Raw genomic sequence first — 23,131 nt, 5'->3', positions numbered from 1 at the left:
TTCCTGTACAACGTCTGGAAGACGGCCAAGTACGGCAAGCCGGTCGGCGTGGACGACCCGTGGGGCTACGGCCGTTCGCTGGAGTGGGCGACCTCCTGCCCGCCGCCGCGGCACAACTTCCTCACCCTGCCGCGGATCCGCAGCGAGTCCCCCGCCTTCGATCTGCACCACCCCGAAACGTCCGGTCGGCCAAGGGAGTTGAGCGCATCGTGACGGCGCAGGAGGAGCGGGCCCTCGTCCGGGAGATCGAGGGTCATCTGCTGCTCGCCGCCGCACGGCAGGAGGGACGTACGGCGGCGGCGCGCACCGCGTCCCGGCTGGGCTGGCTCACCGATGACCAACGAGACGTGTTGGAGCGGGAGTTCGAGGCGGAGTACCTGACGCTGTCCCGCCGGTCGTGGCAGCGCACCGCCGACCGCGCCGAGGAACTGCGGCAGACGTACGAGCGCCGCTACCGGGCGCTGCGGCAGCGCCTGCTGGCGTGTGTGCTGCTGGGGTGTGCGGTGCTCGCGGCGGCGGGCCTGCTGGTGGTGTCCGCCGCCGCGTAGGGCCGCCGCGGATCAGGTCCGGGACCACTTCTGGTTGTCGCCGCCGTTGCAGCTCCACAGCACCAGCGACGTGCCGTTGCCGGTCCCGGCGTTGTACGCGTCCAGACACAGGCTCGCGTGGACGTTGGTGATCGTGCCGTCGGCGTTCACCGTCCATTTCTGGTTGTCCTGGCCGTTGCAGTCCCAGATCACGACCTTGGTGCCGTCGGTGGTGCCGAGGTTGTAGGCGTCGAGGCACTTGTCGCCGTAGACGACGAGTTCCTTGCGTGAGGTGTACGTCCAGGCCTGGTTGGCGCCGCCGTTGCAGTCCCACAGTTCGGCCTGGGTGCCGTTGGTGAGGGTGCTGTCGTAGATGTCGGCGCACCGGCCGGACTGTCTGCCGACGACGAGGGTGCCGCCGGTGCCGGGTATCGGGTGGACCGTGATGCCGCCCAGGGCCGGACCTCCCGTGAAGGTGAGGGAGTTGGCGGCTCCCTTGGTGAGGTGCACCTGGACCGAGACCGTGCCCTGGGTGGAGCCGGTGGGCGGGAAGGAGACGGTCGTCGGGGTCTGGCCGTCCACCCGGAGGGTCGCGGTGACGGGCGTGGCGGCCGTGTTGGTGTAGGCGATGTCGACCACGCCCAGGCCGGTGCTCGCGGCGCTCACGCCGGTGTACGTGCCGGTGGACGTGGCGCTGTAGCCGCTGCTCGCCGCCTCGCTGCCGCTGACTTTCAACAGCACCGAGCCGCCCGCGGGAACGCTGGTGGTGTAGCTCGTGGCGTAGGAGCCCACGTCCTTCCGGGCCCACAGGTCCCGCACGGCGGCCGTGGCCCCGGTCAGACCCAGGTCGGACCAGCGGACGGTGATGTCCTGCGCGGCGGAGGTGCGGTTGAGCAGGACCACGGCCCGGTTGCCGGTGCCGGACAGGACCTTGCCGTAGACCTGGAGTCCGGTGGTGTCCTCGGCGACCTTGACGCCCTGCAGGCCGCGCGGGTCCTGGTCGACGGCGACGACCTCGGGGTTCTTCAGGATCGCGGCCGTCTCGCCGGACATGGCGGTGAGGTCGTTGCCGGCCAGCAGGGGGGCACCGGAGACCGCCCACAGGGCCATGTGGGTGCGGTTCTGCGCGGCGGTGAAGCCGGGCATGCCGACCATCAGCATGTCGGGGTCGTTGTAGTAACCGGTGTGCTGGGCGGCCGGATGCATCGCCTGGTCGAAGTTGGACAACATGTTCGCCTGGGAGGGCGAGTTGCCGTAGTAGACGATGTCCGTGCTGGTGCGCCACATCGGGGCGAGGCCCGGCGCCCAGTTCCACGGGTTCTGCCTGCCCCAGTTGCAGACGGAGAGGGTGAGCGGGCGGCCGGTGGCCTGGGCGGCCCTGGCGACGGCCGAGCTGATCGCCTTGTACGTCGTCGCCGCGTCCAGCCCCTCGGCGTCGCCGCCGCACCAGTCGACCTTGACGAAGTCGAAGCCCCACTTCGAGAACTGGAGCATGTCCTGGTCGTAGTGGCCCTCGCTGCCGGTGTTCGGGGCGGCCGGGCGGCCGGTCGGGTAGTAGTAGCCGCAGCCGTTCTTGCCGGCGTCGGTGTAGATGCCGGCCTTCAGGCCCTTGCTGTGGATGTAGTCGGCGATGGCGCTCATCCCGCCGGGCCATGCACCGGTGTCGACGGTGATGTTGCCGTCGCCGTCGCGGGTGCCCTGCCACCAGCCCTCGTCGATGTTGACGTACTGGTATCCGGCGCCGGGGAGTCCGGCGGCGACGAACGCGTCGGTCTGCCGCCTGATGACGTCGTGGTCGATCTTCGCGGCGAAGCTGTTCCAGGAGGCCCAGCCCATCGGCGCCGCGGGGACGGCCACTTGGCGGAGCGTCGCCGCCCGGGCCGGGCCCGGCCCGGCGAGCAGGAGCGTGGCGGCCGCGGTGAGGGCGAGGACGAGGGCGCGCACGGCGACGGCTCTGCAGCGTCTGACAAGTCCGGGTGGGGGGTACATCGGCTCCTCCGCATGCGGGACGGATTCCACTGTGGTCGATATTTCGAATGAGGATCGGTTGGCCGAACATGTTGCGGGCCGACCGTAGGGCCACCCAGGGGTGAAGTCAACGGATCCGGCAGGGGTGAAGTCGCCCGGAAATGAGGGGCGTTGGTGCTCGAACCGGTGTTGTCCCGCCATACTGGCCGTCGTGCGCGTTGCGATCATGACGGCGGGGTCCCGGGGCGATGTGGCCCCCTACACCGGACTGGGGCACCGGCTCGCCCGGGCCGGACACGAGGTCACCCTGGTCACCCACGCCCGCTTCGAGCCGCTGGTGGCGGGCTCCGGCGTACGGTTCCACGCGTTGCCGGTCGATCCCCTGGCGGAGCTGGAGTCCCCGCGCGGCCGGGGCCTGCACCGCAGTGCCAGCGGTGCCGGGAAGTTGCTGCGGGTGGTGGACCTGGCGCGGCGGCTGGTCGGGCGGATGACCGAGGATCTGCTGACGGCGGCCCGGGACGCCGAGGTGTTGCTGCTGTCCGCCTCGCTGGCTCCGCTCGGGCACGCGATCGCCGAGGGACTGCGGATGCCGAGCATGGGCGTCTATCTGCAACCCCTCGCCGCCACCCGGGAGTTCGCGCCTCCGGTGCTCGGTGGCGGCCGTTGGGGCGCTGCGGCCAACCGGATCGCCGGACTCGGTGTGGGCCTCGCCGTGGACCACGTCTTCGCGGCCGCCGTTCCGGGGGTGCGCGCTGAGCTCGGTCTGCCTCCGGTGGGCACCGGCAGGGCGCGGCGGGCCCGCGAGCGCGGGCACTGGCCGGTGCACCACGGTTTCAGCCCCCTGGTGGTGCCCAGGCCCCGGGACTGGCGGGCCGGCCTCACGGTGAGCGGCTACTGGTGGCCGTACGACTCGGAGGCACGACTCCCCGGCCACCTGACGGAGTTCCTCGACGCCGGCCCGGCGCCGGTCTTCGTCGGACTGGGCAGTGCCACCGTGCCGGACGCGGCCCGGCTCAGCGCCCAGGTGGTCGGGGCGCTGCGGCGGGCGGGGCTGCGCGGGGTGATCCAGCGCGGCTGGGCCGGGCTCGCGGCCGCCGGTGACGACATGCTGACCATCGACGAGGTCCCGCACGCGCTGCTCTTCCCGCGGATGGCCGCGGTGGTCCACCACGCGGGCGCGGGGACGACCGCGGCGGGGCTGCGCGCCGGGGTGCCGACCGTGCCGGTGCCGGTCCAGTTCGACGCGGGGTTCTGGTCCGCCCGGCTGGTCGCACTGGGGGTCGCCCCGGGCGCCGTACCGCTGCGCCGTCTCACCGTGGACACGCTGGCCCCCGCCCTGGCGCGGGCCACCCGGGAGCCGGGGTACCGGGAGCGGGCGCGCTGTCTGGGCGCCCGCATCCGTGACGAGGACGGTGCCGCGCCGGTACTCGCGGCGCTGGACCGGCTGGGCGGCTGACAGGCCGGCCGGAGCCGGCCCGCACGGATCAGTGGTTGGTGAGGACCATCCGGAAGCGCGCCTTGCCGGAGAGCATCTTCTGGTAGGCCGCGGTCACGTCGTCCAGCGGCACGGTCTCGGTCGTGGGGCGGATGCCGTGCAGGGCGCTGAACTCCATGGTGTCCTGCACGTCCTGCGAGGTGCCGGACGGGTGGCCGCGCACGACCCGGGCGCCCATGATCAGCTGCAGCGGGCTGATGCCCATCGCCTCGGGAACCGCGCCGATGGCCACGAGCTCACCGCGCGGTGCGAGGCCGTCCACGGTGGCCGTGATGGCCTCGGAGCTCCCCGCGGTGGCCAGGACGACGCTCGCGCCGCCGAGGGACTGCAGGGCCTCGGCGACCGGGGTGCCGGAGGTACTGTCGACGTAGTGGTGCGCGCCGAGTTGCTTGGCGAAGTCGGCCTTCTCCGCGCCCCGGGCGATCGCCACGGTCTCGAAGCCCATCGCCGCCGCGTACTGCACCCCGAGGTGCCCGAGGCCGCCCAGACCGAGCACCGCGACCAGGTCCCCGGGCCGGGCGGAGCTGCGCCGCAGCCCGTTGTACGTGGTCACACCGGCGCAGGCCATGGGCCCGGCGTCGCTCGCCGCCAGCGCGTCCGGGATCCGGGCCAGGGCGTCGACGGGCGCGATCACCTTCTCCGCGAAGCCTCCGTCGTAGGCCCAGCCGGGGACCTTCAGGGTGGTGCACACGATGAAGTCGCCCCGCCGGCAGGACGGGCAGTGGCCGCAAGAGCCGCCGAACCAGCCGACCGCGACCCGGTCGCCGGCCTGGTAGCCCCAGTCCTGCGTGCCCTCGCCGAGCGCCTCGACGCGGCCGGCGATCTCGTGCCCGGCGACCACCGGGAACGTCAGGCCCGGCACGGCGGCGTTCACGAACATGGTGTCGCTGTGGCAGATGCCGCACGCCTCGACGGCGATCCTCACCTGACCGGGCCCCGGCTCGGACACCTCCCGTTCGACCAGTCCGAACGGGCCGCCCGCGCTCGTCACCTGCGCAACTCGATAGGTACTCATCACACTCTCCTGGGTCCGGCGGTGTGTCCTGCGTTCCGGGCACGGCTGCGCCCGCCCCCGCACCAGCAGACCAGTTCCGGGCCGATCCCGCGCGCCGAACCGCGGGGACCCGTGCCGACCTGGGCCGACAGGGCGGGCAGCGCGGTGTCACGCGGGCCGCAGCCGCCAGCCCTCCGGGCGCAGGATGCCCAGCAGCAACCGGACCAGCTCGTCCACCACCTCGTCCAGCGTGGCGTCCACCCAGCCGGCGCTCCAGTCGTGCAGCAGGCCGTTGACGCTGCCCACGAAGGCCGTCGCGGCGAGGCGGTAGTCGCGGGGCGCCGCCTCCCCGCGCGCCACGGCCGCGTCCGCCTCGGCGCGGATGAGGTCGATCCAGCGGGCCCGGCGGGCCAGCCGCTGCTCCTCCAGGCGGGGGCTGACGCCGACGATCTCCACGAAGGTGATGCGGATGCGGCGCGGGTCGGAGGTGACGTCGCGGGCGTAGGCCCGGAAGAGCACGCCGGCGCGTTCGGCCAGCGGCAGCCCGTCCGCCGTGGCGAGGGCGTCCAGCACCGCCTGTTCGGCCCAGTCGTTGACCTGGAGGTGCAGGGCGGCGAGCGCGTCCTCCAGGGTGCGGAACTCCTCGTAGAACTGACGCGTCGACAGGCCCGCGGCCTGGCTCAGGGCGGCGACCGTCGTGCCGCGGTAGCCGGGTGCACCGCCGAACAGCTCCAGGGCCGCGTCCAGGAATCGCCGGCGCCGCTCGGCCTGCCGTTCCTCGGCCGATCTGCCGCCGTAGCGGCCCGTCGGCGCCTTGAGCCTGCCCGTCACGTTTCCCCCTCCGTCCGCCGCCCGGCCACCCAATCTTGTCGTGCACACATCTTGTCGCGAAGGCCGTTCGTTCCTTACTTTTCAGTAAGTTCACTGTGAATGCGCCCGTGTTCAGATTTCCCGCACACTCCCCCCGAGGAAAGAGAGCAGTCATGCCTGCCTCCAGAACCAGGCACCTGTGCTCCGTGGCCGCCGCCCTCGTCCTGACCGTCGCCGGCCCGGCGACCGCCGCCTCCGCCGCGAGTGGCAGCTCCGCCGGTCTGCGCGAGGTGCTGTTCGTCGGCAACAACTGGGACGGCACCGCCGACGTCATCAGGTCCTCCGGCGACTTCGCGAGGATCGGCCGGATCAACGTCGTCCCCGACAAGGCGGAGCGGCTGGCCGAGATCAACGCCGACCCGGTCAAGTGGATCTACTACACGTCCATCCGCAACCAGGTCGGCCAGGGACACGACCAGTACGTGGACGACATGTACTCCACGCCCGACGGCAGGTCCGTGGTCGTCTCCCGGCCCAGCTTCGCCGACGTCGTCTCCATCGACCTGGCCACCGACAGGATCAACTGGCGCTTTCCGGTGGCCGGTTACCGTGCCGACCACATGGCGGTCTCACCCGACGGCACCCGCGTCGCCGTCTCGGCGTCCACCGCGAACAAGGTGCAGGTGCTCGACATCGGCACCGGTAGGGAACTGGGTGAGTTCGGCACCGGCGACAAGCCGCACGAGAACTTCTTCACGAACGGCGGCACGTACATCTGGAACATGTCCATCGGCGAGGTGACCACGTCCCTCGACGACCCCGGCTGGGACTGGACCAAGGGCGACCGGCACATCACCGTCGTCGACGCGACCACGTTCAAGCAGGTCAGGACGATCGACATGCGGCAGCGGCTGGACGCGATCGGCCTGAAGGACTTCTCCGACGCCGTCCGGCCCGCCGCCTTCACCCCCGACTGGTCCAAGCTGTACTTCCAGGTGTCGTTCTTCAACGGCTTCCTGGAGTACGACGTCGCCGCGGACAGGATCACCCGGGTGAAGACGCTGCCGGAGAACCCGGCGACGAACCCGGACCGCACCACCTGGCTGCTGGACTCGCGCCACCACGGCATCTCCATGAACCCCGAGGGCACCAAGCTGTGCGTCGCCGGAACGATGGACAACTACGCCACCGTGGTCGACCGGGCCTCCTTCGACGTCGGCCCGCTGATCACCGCCTCCACGCCCTACTGGGCGACCGTGAGCGGCGACGGCAAGGACTGCGTCATCTCCGAGGCCGGCGCCGACCAGGTCACGGCCATCGACTTCGCCACCGGCCAGAAGGTGCTGTCCGTGCCGGTCGGCGACCACCCGCAGCGCGTCCGGCTGGGGCATGTCCAGGCCGACTGGACGGGTCCGACCGGGAGTTGAGCGCCGTACGGCCTCCGGGGTGACCCCACTCCTCCCGGGGGCCGCACGGCTCCTGCCCGGCGGCTCAGAAGTGCGCCGCCGCCCACCCGGCCAGCTCGGACTCCGCCGCGCTCAGCAGGCCCGCCGAGGGCGCCGTGGCCCCGTTGGTCACCAGCGCGTAGTGCAGGGCGCCGGAGTCCGTGTCGGTGAGCAGCAGGCGGCGGCTGCCGGTGCCGCCCGGCTCGGGGGCGACGGCGACCGGGGTGGCGGCGCCGGTGTAGACGGGCGGCGCGTACGCCGTTCCCAGGTCGGAGACGACGGTGGTGGACGCGGTGGGGAAGGACGCCGGCAGATGCAGTTCGGTGGGTGCGCTGCCGTCTCCGGAGCGCCACACCAGCAATCCGTACTGGCCGGAGCCCACCAGCTTCGCCACGTTCGGCAGCGAGGACGGGACCGGGTTCCAGGTGAGGGTGGTGGAGCCGTCGCGGGAGCGGTCCTCGTAGGTGAACGCGAGGGCCGTACCGGCCGTGGCGCTCGGGTAGAGGCGGTCCAGCAGCCGGGCGTCCTGGCGGAGGATGACGTTTCCGGAGTCGTCCAGGCGTACGGCGGAGAGGTCCTCGTCGTTCCAGGCGTCGCCGGAGGTGCGCACCTTGTCGGGGTTGCCGTTCATCAGCTCGTGGTGCCGGCCGTTGTAGAGGTCCCACTGCCACTGGGTGCCGGAGAGCACCGGACCGGAGGCGGCCGGGGTCTGCCACCAGCTCGCGCCCGGCACACGGGAGTCGAGGGCCTGGTACATGGCCTTCAGGACGGTCGGCGCCTTGTCGGAGACCGTCCCGGACAGCGGGTGGCCGAACTCACTGACCACGGCGGCGGTGCCGGCGGCCGCGGCGCGGTCGCGGACGGCGGCGAAGTCGGCGGCGTACTGGCCGTCGGCGGCCTTGCCCCACATCAGGACGCCGGAGATGGCCTTCTGGTCGTAGAAGTGGGTGTTGAAGACGTACCCCGGGCCGAGCGTGCCCGCGTCCAGCAGGCCGCCCTCCTGCTTCTGGGTGGAGATGTTGGCGTTCCAGAACAGGTTGGGCTCCACGAAGGCGGGCCTGTCCTGCCAGCCGGCGGCGTCCATGCGGGCGCGGAACTTCTCGTAGAACGGCCACAGCAGGTCCTTCTCCCAGGTGCGGGAGGCCTGGCCGGAGTCGTACCGGCCCGCGTAGGGCTCGTTGTACGGGTCGAATCCCGCGATGCCCGCGAACTCGGCGGCGTTCAGGTGCTGTCGGAGGTAGGCCATGGCCGTCTGCGCGGTGGTGAGGAAGGCGTCCTGGAGGCCGTAGGTGTTGTGCCAGAAGTCGTATTGCGCCTGCTGCACGGCGGCGTTCTGGGTGATGTTCTGGCCCCAGAAGAGGCAGATGCCGCAGGACTCGGCCGGATAACTCCCCGCGTCCACCGCCCACTTGGGCGCCCCGTCGCCCGTGTACCAGCTGCCGCTGTTGAACAGGTGGCGGGAGTAAAGGTCCTGGTGGAAGTCGGGGAAGACGCGGATGCCGGCGTCCAGGAAGGCGCGCATCTGCTCGGTGACGGCGGCCAGGTAGCCGGTGTCCACCTGGCCGCGCACCGGTTCGGCGTGCGCCCAGGAGAGCAGGAACCGTACGGTGTTCGCGCCACCGAGGGCGCGCAGCGCGGTCGCCGACTTCTCGGCGTCGGCCACCGAGGCGAAGGGCAGCCCGCCGTTCTCCTCGAGCTTGGTCTCGCCGGAGACGTTGTAGCCGCGCAGGACGATCTCACGCCCCTGGCCGTCGGTGAAGCGGCCGCCCTGCACGGTGAGCGGGGTGCCGTCGAACCAGAGGGAGTCGGCGGGGAGGGCGGGGGTGGCGGCGGTGGCGGGCGGGTGGCCCGTCACCGTCAGGAATCCGCAGAGGACGACCAGAACAACCAGCAGACGCACCCGGATATTCGGCATGTCCACCACAGTCCGGTGGGGTCCGGGCGGCGTCAATACCTTCTGACTCTTCAGTAAGTTGACTATCGGTCAGGGAGGTGACCGTTGAACTCCACGGCATGACCGGCGCCGACCGGCCGTTCGATGCCCAGGGTCGCCGCCTCACGGAAGCACACGTCCAGGCCGCACTCTCGATGCCCGGCGGTCGGCCTCGGCCGGGCCGAAACCGGAGGCGCGACGGGTGGTGGGCGTGCCGGGCGCGGCGGCCTCCCCCATCGGGACCAGCGGTGCGGACGGCCTGCTGGCATGCACGCAGCGCGCATGACTGGCCCTCTCTGCGTGACGACCGGCGCCGTGCGGCGCAGCGGACACCGGCGCCCGGCGACAATGAGTTAACGCTCAACAAATGCCCCGCCACAGCACTCGCCGTGACCAGGGCGCGGTCGTAGGGTGACGTACATCACGTCCGACGGCTGAAAATCCCTGGCTGAAGACCCTCTCCCGCACGGTCTGGAGGGCCCATGACCCACATCTCGGTGAACGTGGACGGCACGACGTACGAGGACGACGTGGAGCCCCGTCTCCTCCTGGCCCACTACCTGCGTGACCGCCTCGGCCTCACCGGCACCACGATCGGCTGCGACACCTCCAACTGCGGCACCTGCACGGTCGACCTGGACGGAGCCAGCGTGAAGAGCTGCTCGGTGCTCGCCGTGCAGGCGGACGGCTGCGCGGTGACGACGATCCAGGGGCTCGCCCGGGACGGCGAGTGGACGGCGCTCCAGCGCGCCTTCCACGAACAGCACGGCCTCCAGTGCGGCTACTGCACGCCGGGCATGATCATGGCCGCGCGCGATCTGCTGCGCGAGAACCCGCACCCCGACGCGGACGAGGTCCGGAAGGGCCTGGAGGGCAACCTCTGCCGCTGCACCGGTTACCAGAACATCGTCCGCGCGGTGCTCGCCGCGTCCGGGCAACCGGCTCATGCGGCTGCCGAGGAGGTCACGGCATGACCGGCCAGGCCGTCGAACGCGAGGTCGGACGCCGTCGGCTGCGCAAGGAGGACGCCCGGCTGATCACCGGCCAGACCAACTGGACCGACAACATCCAGGTGGCCGGACTGCTGCACCTGGCGATCCTGCGCAGCCCGATGGCCCACGCCCGCGTCACCCGCGTCGACGTCTCCCCGGCCCTCGAATACCCCGGTGTCGTCGCGGCGTTCTGCGGCGCCGACCTCGCCGAGGGGCTGGGCTCGCTGCCCTGCGCCTGGCCGGTGACCGAGGACATCGTGCTGCCCGACCACCCGCCGGTCGCCGTCGACGAGGTCCGCTACGCGGGCGACCCGGTCGCGGTCGTGGTGGCCCGCGACCGGTACGCGGCCGCCGACGCCCTGGAGGCGATCGAGGTCGACTACGACCCGCTGCCCCCGGTCCTCGACCTGGAGGCGGCGCTGGCGGAAGGCGCCCCGCTGGTCCACACCGGCAAGGGCACCAACCGCTGCTACACCTGGCCGCTCGCCACCGGCGAGAGCTTCGCGGCGGTGCGGGACCGCGCCGAGGTGACGCTCGAGCGCCGCTACCACCAGCAGCGGCTGATCCCCAACGCCATGGAGCCGCGCGCCGTCGTCGTCACCCCGATCGCCGCATCCGGCGAGTACACCGTGTACTCGGCGACCCAGATCCCGCACATCCTGCGGATCATGCTGTCCACGGTCACCGGCATCCCCGAGCACAAGCTCCGGGTGATCGCCCCGGACGTGGGCGGCGGCTTCGGCTCCAAGCTCCAGGTGTACGGCGAGGAGGCCCTCGCGCTCGCGGTCGCTCGCAAGCTCGGCCGGCCGGTGAAGTGGACCGAGTCCCGTTCCGAGGGCGCGCTCGCCACCCACCACGGCCGCGGCATGATCCAGGACGTCGAGGTGGCCGCCACCCGCGAGGGAAAGCTGCTCGGCCTGAAGGTCGGCCTGCTCGCCGACATGGGCGCCTACCTGATGCTCGTCACCCCCGGCATCCCGATCCTCGGCGCCTTCATGTACCCGGCGATCTACAAGATGGACGCCTACGAGTTCACCTGCACCGGGGTCTTCACCACCCGCACGCCCACCGACGCCTACCGCGGCGCCGGGCGCCCCGAGGCGACCTTCGCCATCGAGCGGACCATGGACGAGCTGGCCGCCGAACTCGGCCTGGATCCGTTGGAGTTGCGGCGCCGGAACTGGATCCGGCACGACGAGTTCCCGTACACCTCGATCGCCGGGCTGACCTACGACAGCGGCAACTACGAGGCGGCCACCGACAAGGCGCTCGCCCTGTTCGGGTACGACGACCTGCGCGCCGAGCAGCGGGGGCGCAACGAGCGCGGCGATCCGGTGCGGCTCGGCATCGGCGTGTCGACGTACACCGAGATGTGCGGGCTCGCGCCGAGCCGGGTGCTGCGCGACCTCAGGTACGGCGCCGGCGGCTGGGAGGCGGCGAGCATCCGCATGCTGCCCACCGGCAAGGTCGAGGTCGTCACCGGCATCAGCCCGCACGGGCAGGGCCACGAGACCTGCTGGAGCCAGATCGCGGCCGACGTGCTCGGAGTGCCCTTCGAGGACGTCGAGGTGGTGCACGGCGACACCAGGGCGGCCCCGCAGGGCATGGACACCTACGGATCGCGGTCGCTGGCCGTCGGCGGCGAGGCCGTGCACCGGGCCGCGAGGACGGTCGTCGAGAAGGCGCGGAAGGTCGCCGCCCATCTGCTGGAGGCCAGCGAGCAGGACCTGGAGTTCAGCGACGGCGTGTTCTCCGTGAAGGGCTCACCGGAGGCCCGCAGGACCATCCAGGAGATCGCCTTCGAGACGTTCACCAACCACGACCTGCCCGACGGCCTCGAGCCCACCATCAACGCCGAGCACGTGGTGGACCCGGAGAACTTCTCCTACCCGCACGGCACCCACCTGTGCGCGGTCGAGGTGGACACGGAGACCGGGCGGACGCTCATCAGGTCGTACGTCTGCGTCGACGACGTCGGCCGGGTCGTCAACCCGATGATCGTCGAGGGCCAGGTGCACGGCGGGCTCGCGCAGGGCATCGCGCAGGCGCTGTACGAGGAGGCCGTGTACGACGACGACGGCAACCTGGTGTCCGGCACCCTGGCCGACTACCTCGTGCCGTCGGCGGCCGACCTGCCCGACTTCGTCACCGACCGGACGGAGACACCGGCGGCCTCGAACGCCCTCGGTGTCAAGGGCGTGGGCGAGGCGGGGACGATCGCGTCGACACCCGCCGTGGTCAACGCCGTCGTGGACGCGCTCAGGCCGCTCGGGGTGCGGGACGTGCGGATGCCGTGTTCACCGCACCGGGTGTGGCAGGCGATCCATGAGGCGCGCTCCGGTACGGCCGGCGGGACCGGCGGCACGGGTCCCGCCCGGTCCGGGCAGTCCGGCCGGGCGGCCCGGTCGGGCGAGCCGGGTCAGCACGGTCAGCCGGGTGAGGAGGGTTCGGCATGATTCCCCCCGCGTTCGAGTACACCCGTCCGGACAGCGTCGCGGAGGCGGTACGCGCGCTCGCCGGCGCGGGCGAGGAGGCGAAGGTGCTGGCCGGCGGGCAGAGCCTGGTGCCGCTGCTGCGGCTGCGGCTGGCCTTCCCGGAACTGCTCGTGGACGTGGGCCGGATCCCCGAGCTGCGCGGAGTGCGGGAGGACGGTGACACGCTCGTCATCGGCGCGATGACCACGCACCACGAGGTGGTGCACGACCCGCTGGTGCGCCGGCACGCCGGGCTGCTGGCGGAGGCGACCGCCACGGTGGCCGACCCGGCCGTCCGCCACCGGGGCACCCTCGGCGGCTCGCTCGCCCACGCCGACCCGGCCGGTGACCTGCCCGCCGTGGCCCTCGCCCTGGACGCCGAACTGGTCGTGGCCGGCCCCGCCGGGCGCCGGACCATCGCCGCGCGCGAGTTCTTCGTGGACTACCTGCAGTCGGCGCTCGCCGACGACGAACTGCTGCTGGAGGTGCGCATCCCGAAGACGGACGGCTGGGGCTTCCACTACGAGAAGTTCCACCCCGTCGCCCAGTCCTGGGCCACCGTCGGCGTCGCCGCGCTGGTGCGCAGCGACGAAGGGCGGATCGCCGAGGCACGTGTCGGGCTGACCAACATGGGGGCGACCCCGCTCAGGGCGACCGCGGCCGAGGAGGCGCTGGCGGGCGCCGACGGGCCGCAGGCCGTGGCCCGGGCCGCCCGGGCGGCGGCGGAAGGGACCCGGCCGGCGCAGGATCTGTCCGCCTCGCCCGAGTACCGGCGGCACCTGGCACGCGTGCTGACCAGGCGGGCGGTGCTGACCGCCACCGGAATGGGGTGAGCGCCGATCATCGAGATGGACGACCCGGAGCGGGTGCGGGCCCGCCTGGAGGAGACGGGTTACCTCGTCGACGAAGGGCTGGCCGTCACCTGCTTCCTGGCCCTGAGGCTGCACCGGCCGCTGTTCTGCGAGGGCGACGCGGGCGTGGGCAAGACCGCGCTCGCCTCCGCCCTCGCCGAGGCGCTCGGCGCGCCGCTGATCCGGCTGCAGTGCCACGAGGGCATCGACGCCTCGCAGGCCCTGTATGACTGGGACTTCCCGCGCCAGCTGCTGCACCTGCGGGCCGCCGAGGCGGCCGGGGTCACGGACGCGGACCGGCTGGAGAGCGAGCTGTACGACCGCCGTTTCCTCATCGCCCGGCCGCTGCTCCAGGCCCTGCAGACCCAGCCGTCGGTGCTGCTGGTGGACGAGATCGACCGGGCCGACGACGAGTTCGAGGCGTTCCTGCTGGAGCTGCTGTCCGAGTACTCCGTGACCATCCCGGAGCTGGGCACGCTGCGCGCCGAGCACCCGCCGGTGGCCGTGCTGACCTCGAACCGCACCCGCGACGTGCACGACGCGCTGAAACGGCGGTGCCTGTACCACTGGTTCGACCACCCCTCCTTCGCGCGCGAACTGGCCATCGTGCGCCGCCGGTTGCCTCAGGTGTCGGCGCGGCTGGCCGAGCAGGTCACGGCGCTGGTGCAGGCGCTGCGGGGCGCGGACCTCCTCAAACCGCCCGGGGTGGCCGAGACCCTCGACTGGGCCGAGGCCCTGGACGCGCTGGGGGCGAGCGAGGTGGACGCCGAGCTGGCGGTGGCGACGCTGGGCTCCGTACTGAAGTACCGGGAGGACGCGGACCGGGCACGGGGGCTCGATCTCGCGGCGGTCCTCGCGGCCCGGGGCGGGTGAGGGCGGTGGGCACGACCGGGAACGGGACGGACCGGCCGCGGGGGCCGGACGCCGTACGGCACCAGAGGGACGCCGAACGCCTCGGCACCGCCGCCGCACGCCTCGGAGCAGACGCGCAGCCCCTCGGGGCCGACGCCGTGCTGGTCGGCTTCGTGCGGGCGGTGCGCGCGGCCGGTGTCGGGGCGAGCACCGAGCGTCTGCACGCCTTCCTGCGGGCCGTGGCCGCCCTGCGGCCGGGGGTGCGGGCGGACGTGTACTGGGCGGGGCGGGCGACGCTGTGCGGCGGGCACGACGATCTGGAGCGGTACGAGCGGGTGTTCGCCGCCTACTTCGGTTCCGCCGGCGAGCAGCCCCGTCGGGCGGTGCGCGCCGCTCCCCCGCCCCGGCCGCGGCTCGTCGCCCGGGAGGCGCCCACGGGACCCCGTACGCGGGGCGCGGGCGAGCCGCCTACGCCGCCGGTCGCCGCGCTCGCCAGCTCGGCCGAGGTGCTGCGCCACCGCGACTTCGCCGCGCTGGACCCCGCCGAACGGGCCCAACTGCGCCGTCTGCTCGCCGCGTTCGCCCTCCAGGGGCAGGCGCGTCGCTCGGCGCGGCGCAGGCCCGCCCGGCGCGGCGAGGTCGATCCGCGGCGCACCGTACGGGAGTTGCTGCGGCGCGGCGGGGAACCGGCCCGGCTGCGCCGGCAGGCGCGCGTGGAGCGGCCTCGCCGGGTGGTGCTGCTCGTCGACGTGAGCGGCTCGATGGCGCCGTACGCCGACGCGCTGCTGCGGTTCGCGCACGCGGCGGTGCGGGCAGGCCGCACGGAGGTGTTCACCATCGGCACCCGGCTGACCCGGGTGACCCGCGAACTCTCGCACCGGGACCCCGACCTGGCGATGGCGGCCGTCGCGGCGGCCGTGCCCGACTGGCGCGGCGGCACCCGGCTGGGCGAGCTGGTGCGCGAGTTCCTGAACCGCTGGGGGCAGCGGGGGATGGCGCGCGGCGCGATCGTCGTGCTGCTCTCGGACGGCTGGGAGCGCGGCGATCCGGAGCTGCTCGGGCAGCAGATGCGACGGCTGCACGCCCTGGCCCACCAGGTGGTCTGGGCGAACCCCCGCAAGGCCCGCCCCGGTTACGCGCCGCTGGCGGCCGGGATGGCGGCGGCGCTGCCCAGCGTGGACGCCTTCGTCGCGGGGCACAGCCTGGCGGCGCTGGAACGGCTGGCGGCGGTGGTGCGCGGTGCGCAGAGCGCCGCGGCCCCGGTGAGAGGAGCGGATGGTGCGTGAGATCCTGCCGGAGCTGGCGCACTGGCACGCCGCCGGGATCCCCTTCGGGCTGGCCACGGTCGTCGCGGTCAGCCGCAGCGCGCCGCGCGGCCCCGGTGCCGCCATGGCGGTGGGCCCGGACGACGAGGTCGTGGGGAGCGTGTCCGGGGGCTGTGTGGAGGGTGCGGTCTTCGAGCTCGCCCAGGAGGTCGTGGCGAGCGGCGAGGCGCGCCTTGCGACCTTCGGCTACAGCGACGAGGACGCGTTCGCGGTCGGGCTGACCTGCGGCGGCGAGATCACCCTGCTGGTGCGGCCGGTGACGCCGGAGTCGGACCCGGCGTTCGGCGCGGTCGCCGCGTCGGTCGCCGGTGGCGAGCCGGTGACCGTGGCCACGGTGGTGGACGGACCGGCCCCGCGCGGCGCCACGCTCGCGGTCTGGCCGGACCGGGCGGCGGGCACGCTCGGCGCGAACGGTCTCGACGTCGCCGTCACCGCCGACGCGCGGGGCGAACTCGCGCTCGGCGCCTCGGTGCTGCGGCACTACGGGCCGCGCGGCGAGCGCCGCGAGGACGCCGTCACGGTGTTCCTCCAGTCGTTCGCTCCGCCACCGCGCATGCTGGTCTTCGGCGCGATCGACTACGCGGCCGCCGTGGCCCGCATCGGCGACTTCCTCGGGTACCGGGTCACCGTGTGCGACGCCCGCCCGGTCTTCGCAACCCCCAAACGGTTCCCGGCGGCCGTCGAGGTCGTGGTCGACTGGCCGCACCGCTATCTCGCCGGCACGGACACCGACGACCGCACCGTGATCTGCGTCCTCACCCACGACCCGAAGTTCGACGTCCCGCTGCTGCGGGAGGCCCTGCGCCGCCCGGCCGCCTACATCGGCGCGATGGGCAGCCGGAAGACCCACGAGGAGCGCCTCGAACGGCTCACGGAGGCCGGCCTCACCCAGGCCGAACTGGCCAGGCTGCGTTCACCGCTCGGGCTCGACCTGGGGGCCCGTACGCCCGAGGAGGTCGCCGTGTCCGTCGCCGCCGAGATCGTCGCGCTGCGCTGGGGCGGCAGCGGCGCGCCGCTGACCAGCACCGCCGGAGCCATCCACCCGCCCGCCGCCTGACGTGCCCGGAAGGAGCCTGTCATGGAACTGCACCACGAGTTCACCGTCCCCGTCCCGGTCGACGACGCCTGGCACGCACTCCTCGACATCGAACGGGTCGCGCCCTGTCTGCCGGGCGCGGTGGTGGAGGACTACGACGGCAAGACGGTGACCGGTTCGGTGAAGGTCAAGGTCGGCCCGGTCACCGTGGCCTACCGGGGCACGGCGGTCTTCGAGGAGCAGGACGAGTCGGCGCACCGGATGGTGCTCGTGGCGAGCGGCCGGGAGACCCGGGGACAGGGCACGGCCAGGGCGACGGTCTCCGGCACCCTGACCGAACGCGACGGCGGCACGGCGGTGTCGGTCCGGACCGACCTCACCGTGACCGGCCGCCCCGCGCAGTTCGGCCGGGGCGTGCTGGCGGAGGTCGGCGACCGCCTGGTGAGCCAGTTCGCGTCCTGCCTGGCGGACCGCCTGTCCGAGCCGGCACCCACACCTGCCACCGAGGAGCAACCGCAGCCGTGGGACGAGCCGGAGCCGCTGGACCTCCTGCGCACGGCCGGGCTGCCGTTGGCCGAGCGAGTGGCGGCCGTGGCGGTGGCGGTCGCCGTACTGGCCTGGGCTGTGGCAAGGCTGCTACGACGCGGGCGCAGGGGGCACACTACGCGGCGCGGGTGACGGGCGACCGCCTACCGCTGCGGCAGCCGGTGGAGGGTCACATCGGTGAGCGTGCCGTCGGTGAGGGAGGCGGTCATGTACGTGCGGTGGGGCTGGCGGCGGCGGTCGGTCGGTGAGCCGGGGTTGAGCAGGCGCAGGCCGGTCGGGGCGGTGGTGTCCCAGGGGATGTGGCTGTGGCCGAAGACCAGGACGTCGAGGTCGGGGAAGCGGGCGGCGCAGCGGGCCTCGCGGCCCTGGGCGGGGCCGGTGTCGTGGACGACGCCGAAGCGCAGGCCGTCCAGTTCGGCGTACGCCACCTCGGGAAGCCGGGCCCGCAGCCGAGGTCCGTCGTTGTTGCCGTGGACCCCGATCAGCCGTCGGCTGCGGCTCTCCAGCAGGTCCAGGGTGGCGGTGTCGACCCAGTCCCCGGCGTGGAACACGACGTCCGCGCGGGGGAGTTCGGCCAGCAGCGGCCCGGGGAGCACTTTGGCGCGCTTGGGCAGATGGGTGTCGGACATGAGCAGGAGGCGCACGCGGTCAGCCTAGGCGGCGCGGGAGGTCAGACGGCGCAGGCCGCGTACGGCGCCGAGTGCCGCGGCGGCGGTGCCGAGGGCCGTGGCGGCGGGGTGCCGGGCGAGGGTCTGCTGCCAGGAGCGGGGGTGGGCGCTGTCGTCGAAGGAGCCGTGAGCGCCCTGGTCCTCGGCTGGGTCCTGGTCCACCGGTGCGAAGAGGTTGTCCAGGCCGGCGGGCGGGATGCGGTCGGTCTGCTGGGAGTCGTAGCCGGTGCGGGCGAGGTAGCGGTCGAGCAGGGCCGGGGCGAGCCGGTTGGCCCAGAGGGTGGCCACGGTGCCGGCGCCGACGTAGTACTGCTTGCGGCGCGGGTGGTCGGCCGCGTGGAGCACGCCCCGGGCGGCGACCTCGGGCTGGTAGATCGGCGGCACCGGCATGGGGTGCCGGGAGAGCCGGGAGCGGACCCATTCGAACTGGGGGGTGTTGACCGCGGGCAGCTGGACGACGGTGACGTGGACGTCGCTGCCGCGGTGCAGCAGTTCGGTGCGCAGGGCGGAGGTGAAGCCGTTGATGGCGTGCTTGGCGCCGCAGTACGCGGACTGCAGCGGGATCGACCGCTCCCCCAGTGCCGAGCCGACCTGGACGATGGTGCCCCGGTCGCGGGGCAGCATGCGCCTCAGCGCCGCGCGGGTGCCGTTGACGAAGCCGAGGTAGGTGACGTCGGTGATCCGCCGGAACTCCTCGGGGGTGATCTCGTCGAACGGCGCGAACACGGTGGCGAAGGCGCAGTTGATCCACACGTCGAGCGGGCCGAACTCCTTCTCCGCGGCCTCGGCGACGGCCTCGACCCGGGCCTGGTCGGTGATGTCGGCCGGCTGGACGAGGGGGCGTCCGCCGAGGGCCGCGACCTCGTCCGCCGCCGCCCGCAGGCCGCCCTCGCCCCGCGCGACCAGGACGACGTTCGCGCCGCGCCGGCCGTACAGCCGGGCGGTGGCGCGCCCGATCCCGGCGCTGGCGCCGGTGATGACGACGGTCGAAGGCATGGTCATCTCCCTTTCTCGCACGGTGATTTCACGCGGTGACCTCATTCCACGCGGTACGGCGCGGCCCGTTCCTCCACGAGGGTCAGCCCGAGTCCCGGCGCCCCGTCGGCGCCCGGTGTGATGGTGCCGCCGCCGGGGTCGAGGACGCCGTCGAAGAGGAGCCGCTCGATGCGGACGTGGTCGTGGAACCACTCCAGGTGGCGCAGATTGGGTACGGCCGCGGCGGCGTGCGCGTGCGCGTGCGGTGCGCAGTGGCCGGAGACATGGATCCCGCGTGCGTGGGCGAGCGCGGCGACGCGCAGCCAGACGGTGATGCCGCCGCACCGGGTGACGTCCGCCTGGAGGCAGTCGACCGCCCCGGCGGCCAGCATGTGCTCGAAGTACGGCAGGGTGTAGCCGTACTCGCCGGCGGTGACGTCCATCGGGAGGCGGCGGCGCAGGTCGGCGAGCAGGGTCAGGTGGTCGGAGGGGACCGGTTCCTCGAACCAGGTGACGCCCCGGTCCGCGAGCACGGCGCCGATGCGCGCGGCCTGTGCGCCGGTGTAACCGCCGTTGGCGTCGGCGTACAGGTCGACCGTGTCGCCGACGCTCGCCCGTGCGCGGGCGACCCGTTCGAGGTCGCGGGTCTCGCGGCTGCCCCACGACTCGCCGATCTTGATCTTGACGCGGGGGATGCCCTCGTCCTCGGCCCAGCCGCGCAGTTGGCGGTCCTGGCGCTCGGCGTCGTAGGTGGTGAAGCCGCCGCTGCCGTAGACGGGCACGTCGTCGCGGGCCGCGCCGAGCAGGGCGACGAGGGGCAGGTCCAGCAGGCGGGCCTTGAGGTCCCACAGGGCGATGTCGGCGGCGGCGATCGCCTGGGCGGCCACGCCGGGCTGTCCGGCGTTGCGCACCGCGCGGCACATGCGCTCGTTGGCGCGCGGCACGTCGAGGGCCGGCAGGCCGGTGACGGTGCCGGCGAGGAGTTCGCGGACGACGTGCGCGGTGGCGGCCGGGGCGTAGGTGTAGCCGAGGCCGGTGGTGGTGCCGGAGCGGAGGGTGACGAGGACGAGGGTGGTCCTGTCCCAGGCGAGGGTGCCGTCCGCCTCGGGGGCGTCGGTGGGCACCGTGTAGACGGCGGCGTCGACGTCGTCGACGGTCGGCCGGTCGCTCACGGCTCGCCTCCTCACACCCACCGCCGCGCCCCGAGTACGGCGCCGCCGGCGGCGAGTCCGGCGACGGTCGCCGTCGTCGCCCAGCGGGCCGTGCGCGAGGGCTCGGGCGGGCGGTCGGCCAGGCGTTCCGGGTGGTCGCCGGGCAGGTTGCCGTCGAGGGCGAGCGCCAGGGCCTCGGCGAGGTGCAGGGCGCGGCGGCCGGTGCCGCCCTCCTCGATCTGGGTGCGGCAGCTGAAGCCGTCGGCGAGGACCAGGCTGTCCGGTGCGGCGGCGCGCACGGACGGCAGGACGCCCAGTTCGGCGACGGCCATGGAGACCTCGTGGTGGCCGCGTTCGAAGCCGAAGTTGCCGGCGAGTCCGCAGCAGCCCTCGTCGAGGACGTCGGCGTCCAGGTGGGCGCGGCGCATCAGTTCCCGGTCGGCGTCGAACTTCATGATGGCGTGCTGGTGGCAGTGGGTCTGCACGATGGCCTGCCGGGCGAGCCGCGGGGGCCGCCAGTCGTCGGGGGCGTGGTGGACGAGCTGTTCGGCGAAGGTACGGGTCTGTCCGGCCAGTCGCCGCACGTCCTGGTCGGCGGGCATCAGCTCGGGGGCGTCGGCGCGGAGGACGGCCGTGCAGGAGGGTTCGAGGCCGATGACCGGGGTGCCCGCCCCCAGGTAGGGGCGCAGCACCGTGAGGGTGCGGCTCAACACCTTCTTGGCGACGGCGAGTTGGCCGGTGGAGATCCAGGTCAGGCCGCAGCACACCGGCTCGGTGGGGACGGCGACCCGGAAGCCGGCGTCCTCGAGGACCCGTACGGCCGACTTCGCGATCGCGGGGTGGAAGTAGGTGCTGAAGGTGTCGGGCCACAGGACCACGGTGCGCGGGTCGGCCGGGTCGGGCTGCTCGCGGCCCTGGGCCCGCCACCACTGGACGAAGGACTCCTCGGCGAAGACCGGTGCCGGGCGGGCGCCGTCCACGCCGGCCAGCCGCTTGCCCGCGCGGGCGAGGCCGGGCGCGTGCAGCGCGGAGTTGACCAGGCAGGGGGCGATCCGGGAGAGCCGGGCCCAGACCGGCAGGTAGCCCATGGAGTAGTGCGCCGCGGGACGCGTGCGGCCCTCGTAGTGGTGGGCGAGGAACTCGGCCTTGAGGGTGGCCATGTCGACGCCGGTCGGGCAGTCGGACTTGCAGCCCTTGCAGGCCAGGCACAGGTCGAGCGCGTCGCGTACGGCGGTGGAACGCCAGCCGTCCTCGATGGCGGAGTCGGCGTGCCCGCCGAGCATCTCGAACAGCAGCCGGGCCCGGCCGCGGGTGGAGTGCTCCTCCTCCATGGTGGCCCGGTAGGAGGGGCACATCACGCCGCCGGAGTGGCTGCGGCAGTTGCCGATGCCGACGCAGCGCAGCACCGCGCGGTTGAAGTCGTGCTCGTCCTCGGGGAAACCGAAGTGGGTCGGGGAGGTGACCGGCCGCCAGCCGGGGCCGAGGCGCAGCTGGCCGTCGACGGGGTTGGGGCGGACGATCTTGCCGGGGTTCATCCGGTCGCGGGGGTCGAAGAGGGCCTTCAGCTCGCCGAAGGCGGTCACCAGCCGTTCGCCGAACATGCGGGTGAGGAGTTCGCCGCGGGACTGGCCGTCGCCGTGCTCGCCGGACAGGGAGCCGCCGTAGGAGGCGACGAGGTCGGCGGCGCGCTCCACGAAGCGGCGGAAGTGGGCCACGCCGTGGGCGGTCCTGAGGTCGAAGGGGATGCGGGTGTGCACACAGCCCTGTCCGAAGTGGCCGTACAGGGTCGGGTGGTCGTAGTCGAACGCGTCGAACAGGCCCTTCAGGTCGCGCAGATAGTCGCCGAGCCGTTCGGGCGGTACGGCGGAGTCCTCCCAGCCCTCCCAGGTCTCCCGGCCGTCGGGCGGGCGCGCGGTGACGCCGAGTCCGGCCTCGCGGGCCCTGAGCATCTTCTGCTCGCGTTCGGGGTCGTCGGAGAAGGCGACGGTGCTCTCCTTCCCGTCCCGGCCGATGGCCCGCAGCAGGGCGTGCGCCTGCTCGTCCACGTCCTCCTGGCTGTCGCCGCTGTACTGCACCATCAGCCAGCTGCCGCCCTCGGGCAGCATGGCGAGCGAGTCGAGGTAGGCGCCCTCCTCGCGCATCAGCTGCGCCATGCGGTCGTCCAGCGCCTCCAGTTGGCTGGGGGTGCAGTGCTCCAGCAGGCGGGGTACGTCGTCGGCGGCGGCGCAGATGTCGTCGTAGCCGAGCACCAGCAGCGACTGGTACGGCGGCACCGGGACGAGGTCGAGCTCGGCGCGCAGCAAGGTGACCAGGGTGCTCTCGCTGCCGACGAGCGCCTTGGCCACGTCGAAGCCGTTCTCGGGCAGCAGGGAGTCGAGGTTGTAGCCGGAGACGCGGCGCGGGATCCTGGGGTAGCCGCGGCGGATGTCGGCGAGGTACTCGCCGGCGATGCGGTCGAGGCCGCCGTAGAGCTCGGCGAGCCGGCCGCCGGCGGCGACGATGCGGGCGCGCTCGCCGGGCGGGGTGGGGCCGGTCCAGGCGCGTTGTCCGTCGTAGGTGAGGATCTCCAGGCGCCGGACGTTGTCGACGGTCTTGCCGTAGGCCTGCGCGGAGGCGCCGCAGGAGTTGTTGCCGATCATCCCGCCGAGCGCGCAGTGGCTGTGGGTGGCGGGTTTGGGCCCGAACTGGAGCTTGTGCGAGGCGAGTTGGCGGTTCAGTTCGTCCAGGACGATCCCGGGCTCCACGACACAGGTGCGCCGCTCGGGGTCGACGGAGATGAGCCGGGTGCAGTACTTGCTCCAGTCGATCACCACGGCGGTGTTGGTCGACTGTCCGGCCAGGCTGGTGCCGCCGCCCCGGGAGAGGACGGGGGCGTCGAAGCGTGCGCACACCGACAGCGCCCGGGCGCCCGCCTCGACGGTGCGGGGGACGACGAGACCCAGGGGGACCTGCCGGTAGTTGGATCCGTCCGTGGCGTAGGCACCGCGGCTGCCGGCGTCGAAGCGGACCTCGCCGTCCACCTCGGCGCGAAGAGCCGCCGCCAGGCCGGACGTGTCCGGAGGGGACATCTGCGCTCCTTGCGTTCACCG

General features: G+C 73.3%; 18 protein-coding genes and 1 pseudogene. 11 read left to right on the top strand and 8 right to left on the bottom strand.

The annotated features are described in order from the left end of the window. Together ACWDEN_RS08225 and ACWDEN_RS08220 are read left to right on the top strand one after the other, a co-directional pair. Positions 1–213 (top strand): annotated as a pseudogene (locus ACWDEN_RS08225) (cytochrome ubiquinol oxidase subunit I); the annotation flags it as partial. Next, positions 210–548: a hypothetical protein gene (locus ACWDEN_RS08220; RefSeq protein ID WP_351621351.1), complete on the top strand. Its 339-nt coding sequence runs from the start codon at positions 210–212 to the stop codon at positions 546–548. The pseudogene ACWDEN_RS08225 and the gene ACWDEN_RS08220, both read left to right, overlap by 4 nt. A 12-nt stretch (positions 549–560) precedes the next feature. Here ACWDEN_RS08220 and ACWDEN_RS08215 read toward each other — a convergent pair whose 3' ends face one another. Further along, entirely contained in the window at positions 561–2,516 is a 1,956-nt protein-coding gene (locus tag ACWDEN_RS08215; protein ID WP_450857997.1) for a ricin-type beta-trefoil lectin domain protein, read from the bottom strand. Positions 2,517–2,721: 205 nt separating this feature from the next. On the opposite strand from ACWDEN_RS08215, the gene ACWDEN_RS08210 reads away from it, so the two are divergent. Continuing rightward, positions 2,722–3,951 carry a glycosyltransferase gene (locus ACWDEN_RS08210; RefSeq protein ID WP_450858017.1) on the top strand — a complete coding sequence of 410 codons (1,230 nt, stop codon included), beginning with the start codon at positions 2,722–2,724 and terminating at the stop codon, positions 3,949–3,951. 28 nt (positions 3,952–3,979) lie between these two features. On the opposite strand, the gene ACWDEN_RS08205 is transcribed toward ACWDEN_RS08210, so the two are convergent. Further along, positions 3,980–5,005 carry an alcohol dehydrogenase catalytic domain-containing protein gene (locus ACWDEN_RS08205; RefSeq protein WP_351621345.1) on the bottom strand — a complete coding sequence of 342 codons (1,026 nt, stop codon included), beginning with the start codon at positions 5,003–5,005 and terminating at the stop codon, positions 3,980–3,982. A 147-nt stretch (positions 5,006–5,152) separates the two neighbouring features. Then, positions 5,153–5,815 (bottom strand): TetR/AcrR family transcriptional regulator, encoded by a 663-nt coding sequence (locus ACWDEN_RS08200; protein ID WP_351621342.1) that lies wholly within the window; start codon positions 5,813–5,815, stop codon positions 5,153–5,155. Between the two features lie 152 nt (positions 5,816–5,967). Between ACWDEN_RS08200 and ACWDEN_RS08195 the strand changes: the two genes are divergently transcribed. Next, positions 5,968–7,221: a YncE family protein gene (locus tag ACWDEN_RS08195; protein ID WP_450857994.1), complete on the top strand. Its 1,254-nt coding sequence runs from the start codon at positions 5,968–5,970 to the stop codon at positions 7,219–7,221. A 64-nt stretch (positions 7,222–7,285) separates the two neighbouring features. On the opposite strand, the gene ACWDEN_RS08190 is transcribed toward ACWDEN_RS08195, so the two are convergent. Next, complete coding sequence (locus tag ACWDEN_RS08190) at positions 7,286–9,154, bottom strand: cellulase family glycosylhydrolase (protein ID WP_450857992.1); 1,869 nt, start codon at positions 9,152–9,154, stop codon at positions 7,286–7,288. A 500-nt stretch (positions 9,155–9,654) separates the two neighbouring features. Between ACWDEN_RS08190 and ACWDEN_RS08185 the strand changes: the two genes are divergently transcribed. The 7 genes from ACWDEN_RS08185 (at position 9,655) to ACWDEN_RS08155 (ending at position 17,380) form a co-directional block, all read left to right on the top strand. After that, complete coding sequence (locus ACWDEN_RS08185; RefSeq protein ID WP_351621334.1) at positions 9,655–10,146, top strand: (2Fe-2S)-binding protein; 492 nt, start codon at positions 9,655–9,657, stop codon at positions 10,144–10,146. Beyond that, complete coding sequence (locus ACWDEN_RS08180) at positions 10,143–12,620, top strand: xanthine dehydrogenase family protein molybdopterin-binding subunit (RefSeq protein WP_450857990.1); 2,478 nt, start codon at positions 10,143–10,145, stop codon at positions 12,618–12,620. The genes ACWDEN_RS08185 and ACWDEN_RS08180 overlap by 4 nt, the downstream gene beginning before the upstream one ends. Beyond that, positions 12,617–13,471: an FAD binding domain-containing protein gene (locus ACWDEN_RS08175; protein ID WP_351621328.1), complete on the top strand. Its 855-nt coding sequence runs from the start codon at positions 12,617–12,619 to the stop codon at positions 13,469–13,471. Before ACWDEN_RS08180 ends, ACWDEN_RS08175 begins: the two co-directional genes overlap by 4 nt. Before the next feature lie 15 nt (positions 13,472–13,486). After that, positions 13,487–14,362 (top strand): AAA family ATPase, encoded by an 876-nt coding sequence (locus tag ACWDEN_RS08170; RefSeq protein ID WP_450857987.1) that lies wholly within the window; start codon positions 13,487–13,489, stop codon positions 14,360–14,362. A gap of 137 nt (positions 14,363–14,499) precedes the next feature. Further along, positions 14,500–15,627 carry a vWA domain-containing protein gene (locus ACWDEN_RS08165; RefSeq protein ID WP_450858015.1) on the top strand — a complete coding sequence of 376 codons (1,128 nt, stop codon included), beginning with the start codon at positions 14,500–14,502 and terminating at the stop codon, positions 15,625–15,627. Next, positions 15,620–16,723, top strand: coding sequence for an XdhC/CoxI family protein (locus ACWDEN_RS08160; protein WP_351620999.1), 1,104 nt, complete (start codon positions 15,620–15,622; stop codon positions 16,721–16,723). The genes ACWDEN_RS08165 and ACWDEN_RS08160 overlap by 8 nt, the downstream gene beginning before the upstream one ends. A gap of 21 nt (positions 16,724–16,744) precedes the next feature. After that, a complete protein-coding gene (locus ACWDEN_RS08155; RefSeq protein ID WP_450857985.1) occupies positions 16,745–17,380 on the top strand; it encodes an SRPBCC family protein in 636 nt (211 codons plus the stop codon). A gap of 11 nt (positions 17,381–17,391) precedes the next feature. On the opposite strand, the gene ACWDEN_RS08150 is transcribed toward ACWDEN_RS08155, so the two are convergent. The 4 genes from ACWDEN_RS08150 to ACWDEN_RS08135 are packed head-to-tail and all read right to left on the bottom strand — an operon-like array spanning position 17,392 to position 23,110. Next, on the bottom strand, positions 17,392–17,892 hold the full coding sequence (locus tag ACWDEN_RS08150; RefSeq protein WP_450857983.1) for a metallophosphoesterase family protein: 501 nt from the start codon (positions 17,890–17,892) through the stop codon (positions 17,392–17,394). A 9-nt stretch (positions 17,893–17,901) separates the two neighbouring features. Continuing rightward, positions 17,902–18,912, bottom strand: a complete 1,011-nt coding sequence (locus ACWDEN_RS08145; protein WP_351620987.1) for an SDR family oxidoreductase — start codon at positions 18,910–18,912, stop codon at positions 17,902–17,904. A gap of 41 nt (positions 18,913–18,953) precedes the next feature. Then, the gene (locus ACWDEN_RS08140) at positions 18,954–20,063 is read right to left on the bottom strand and encodes an enolase C-terminal domain-like protein (RefSeq protein ID WP_351620985.1); all 1,110 of its coding nucleotides are present in this window, start codon (positions 20,061–20,063) and stop codon (positions 18,954–18,956) included. An 11-nt stretch (positions 20,064–20,074) separates the two neighbouring features. Next, positions 20,075–23,110 (bottom strand): FAD-binding and (Fe-S)-binding domain-containing protein, encoded by a 3,036-nt coding sequence (locus ACWDEN_RS08135; RefSeq protein ID WP_450857980.1) that lies wholly within the window; start codon positions 23,108–23,110, stop codon positions 20,075–20,077. Positions 23,111–23,131 lie beyond the last annotated feature (21 nt).

The sequence above is a fragment of the Streptomyces sp. NPDC001153 genome (genome assembly GCF_053598315.1).
The sequence above is the reverse complement of the archived record's forward strand: the minus strand, read 5'-3'. Positions and strand labels throughout refer to the sequence as shown.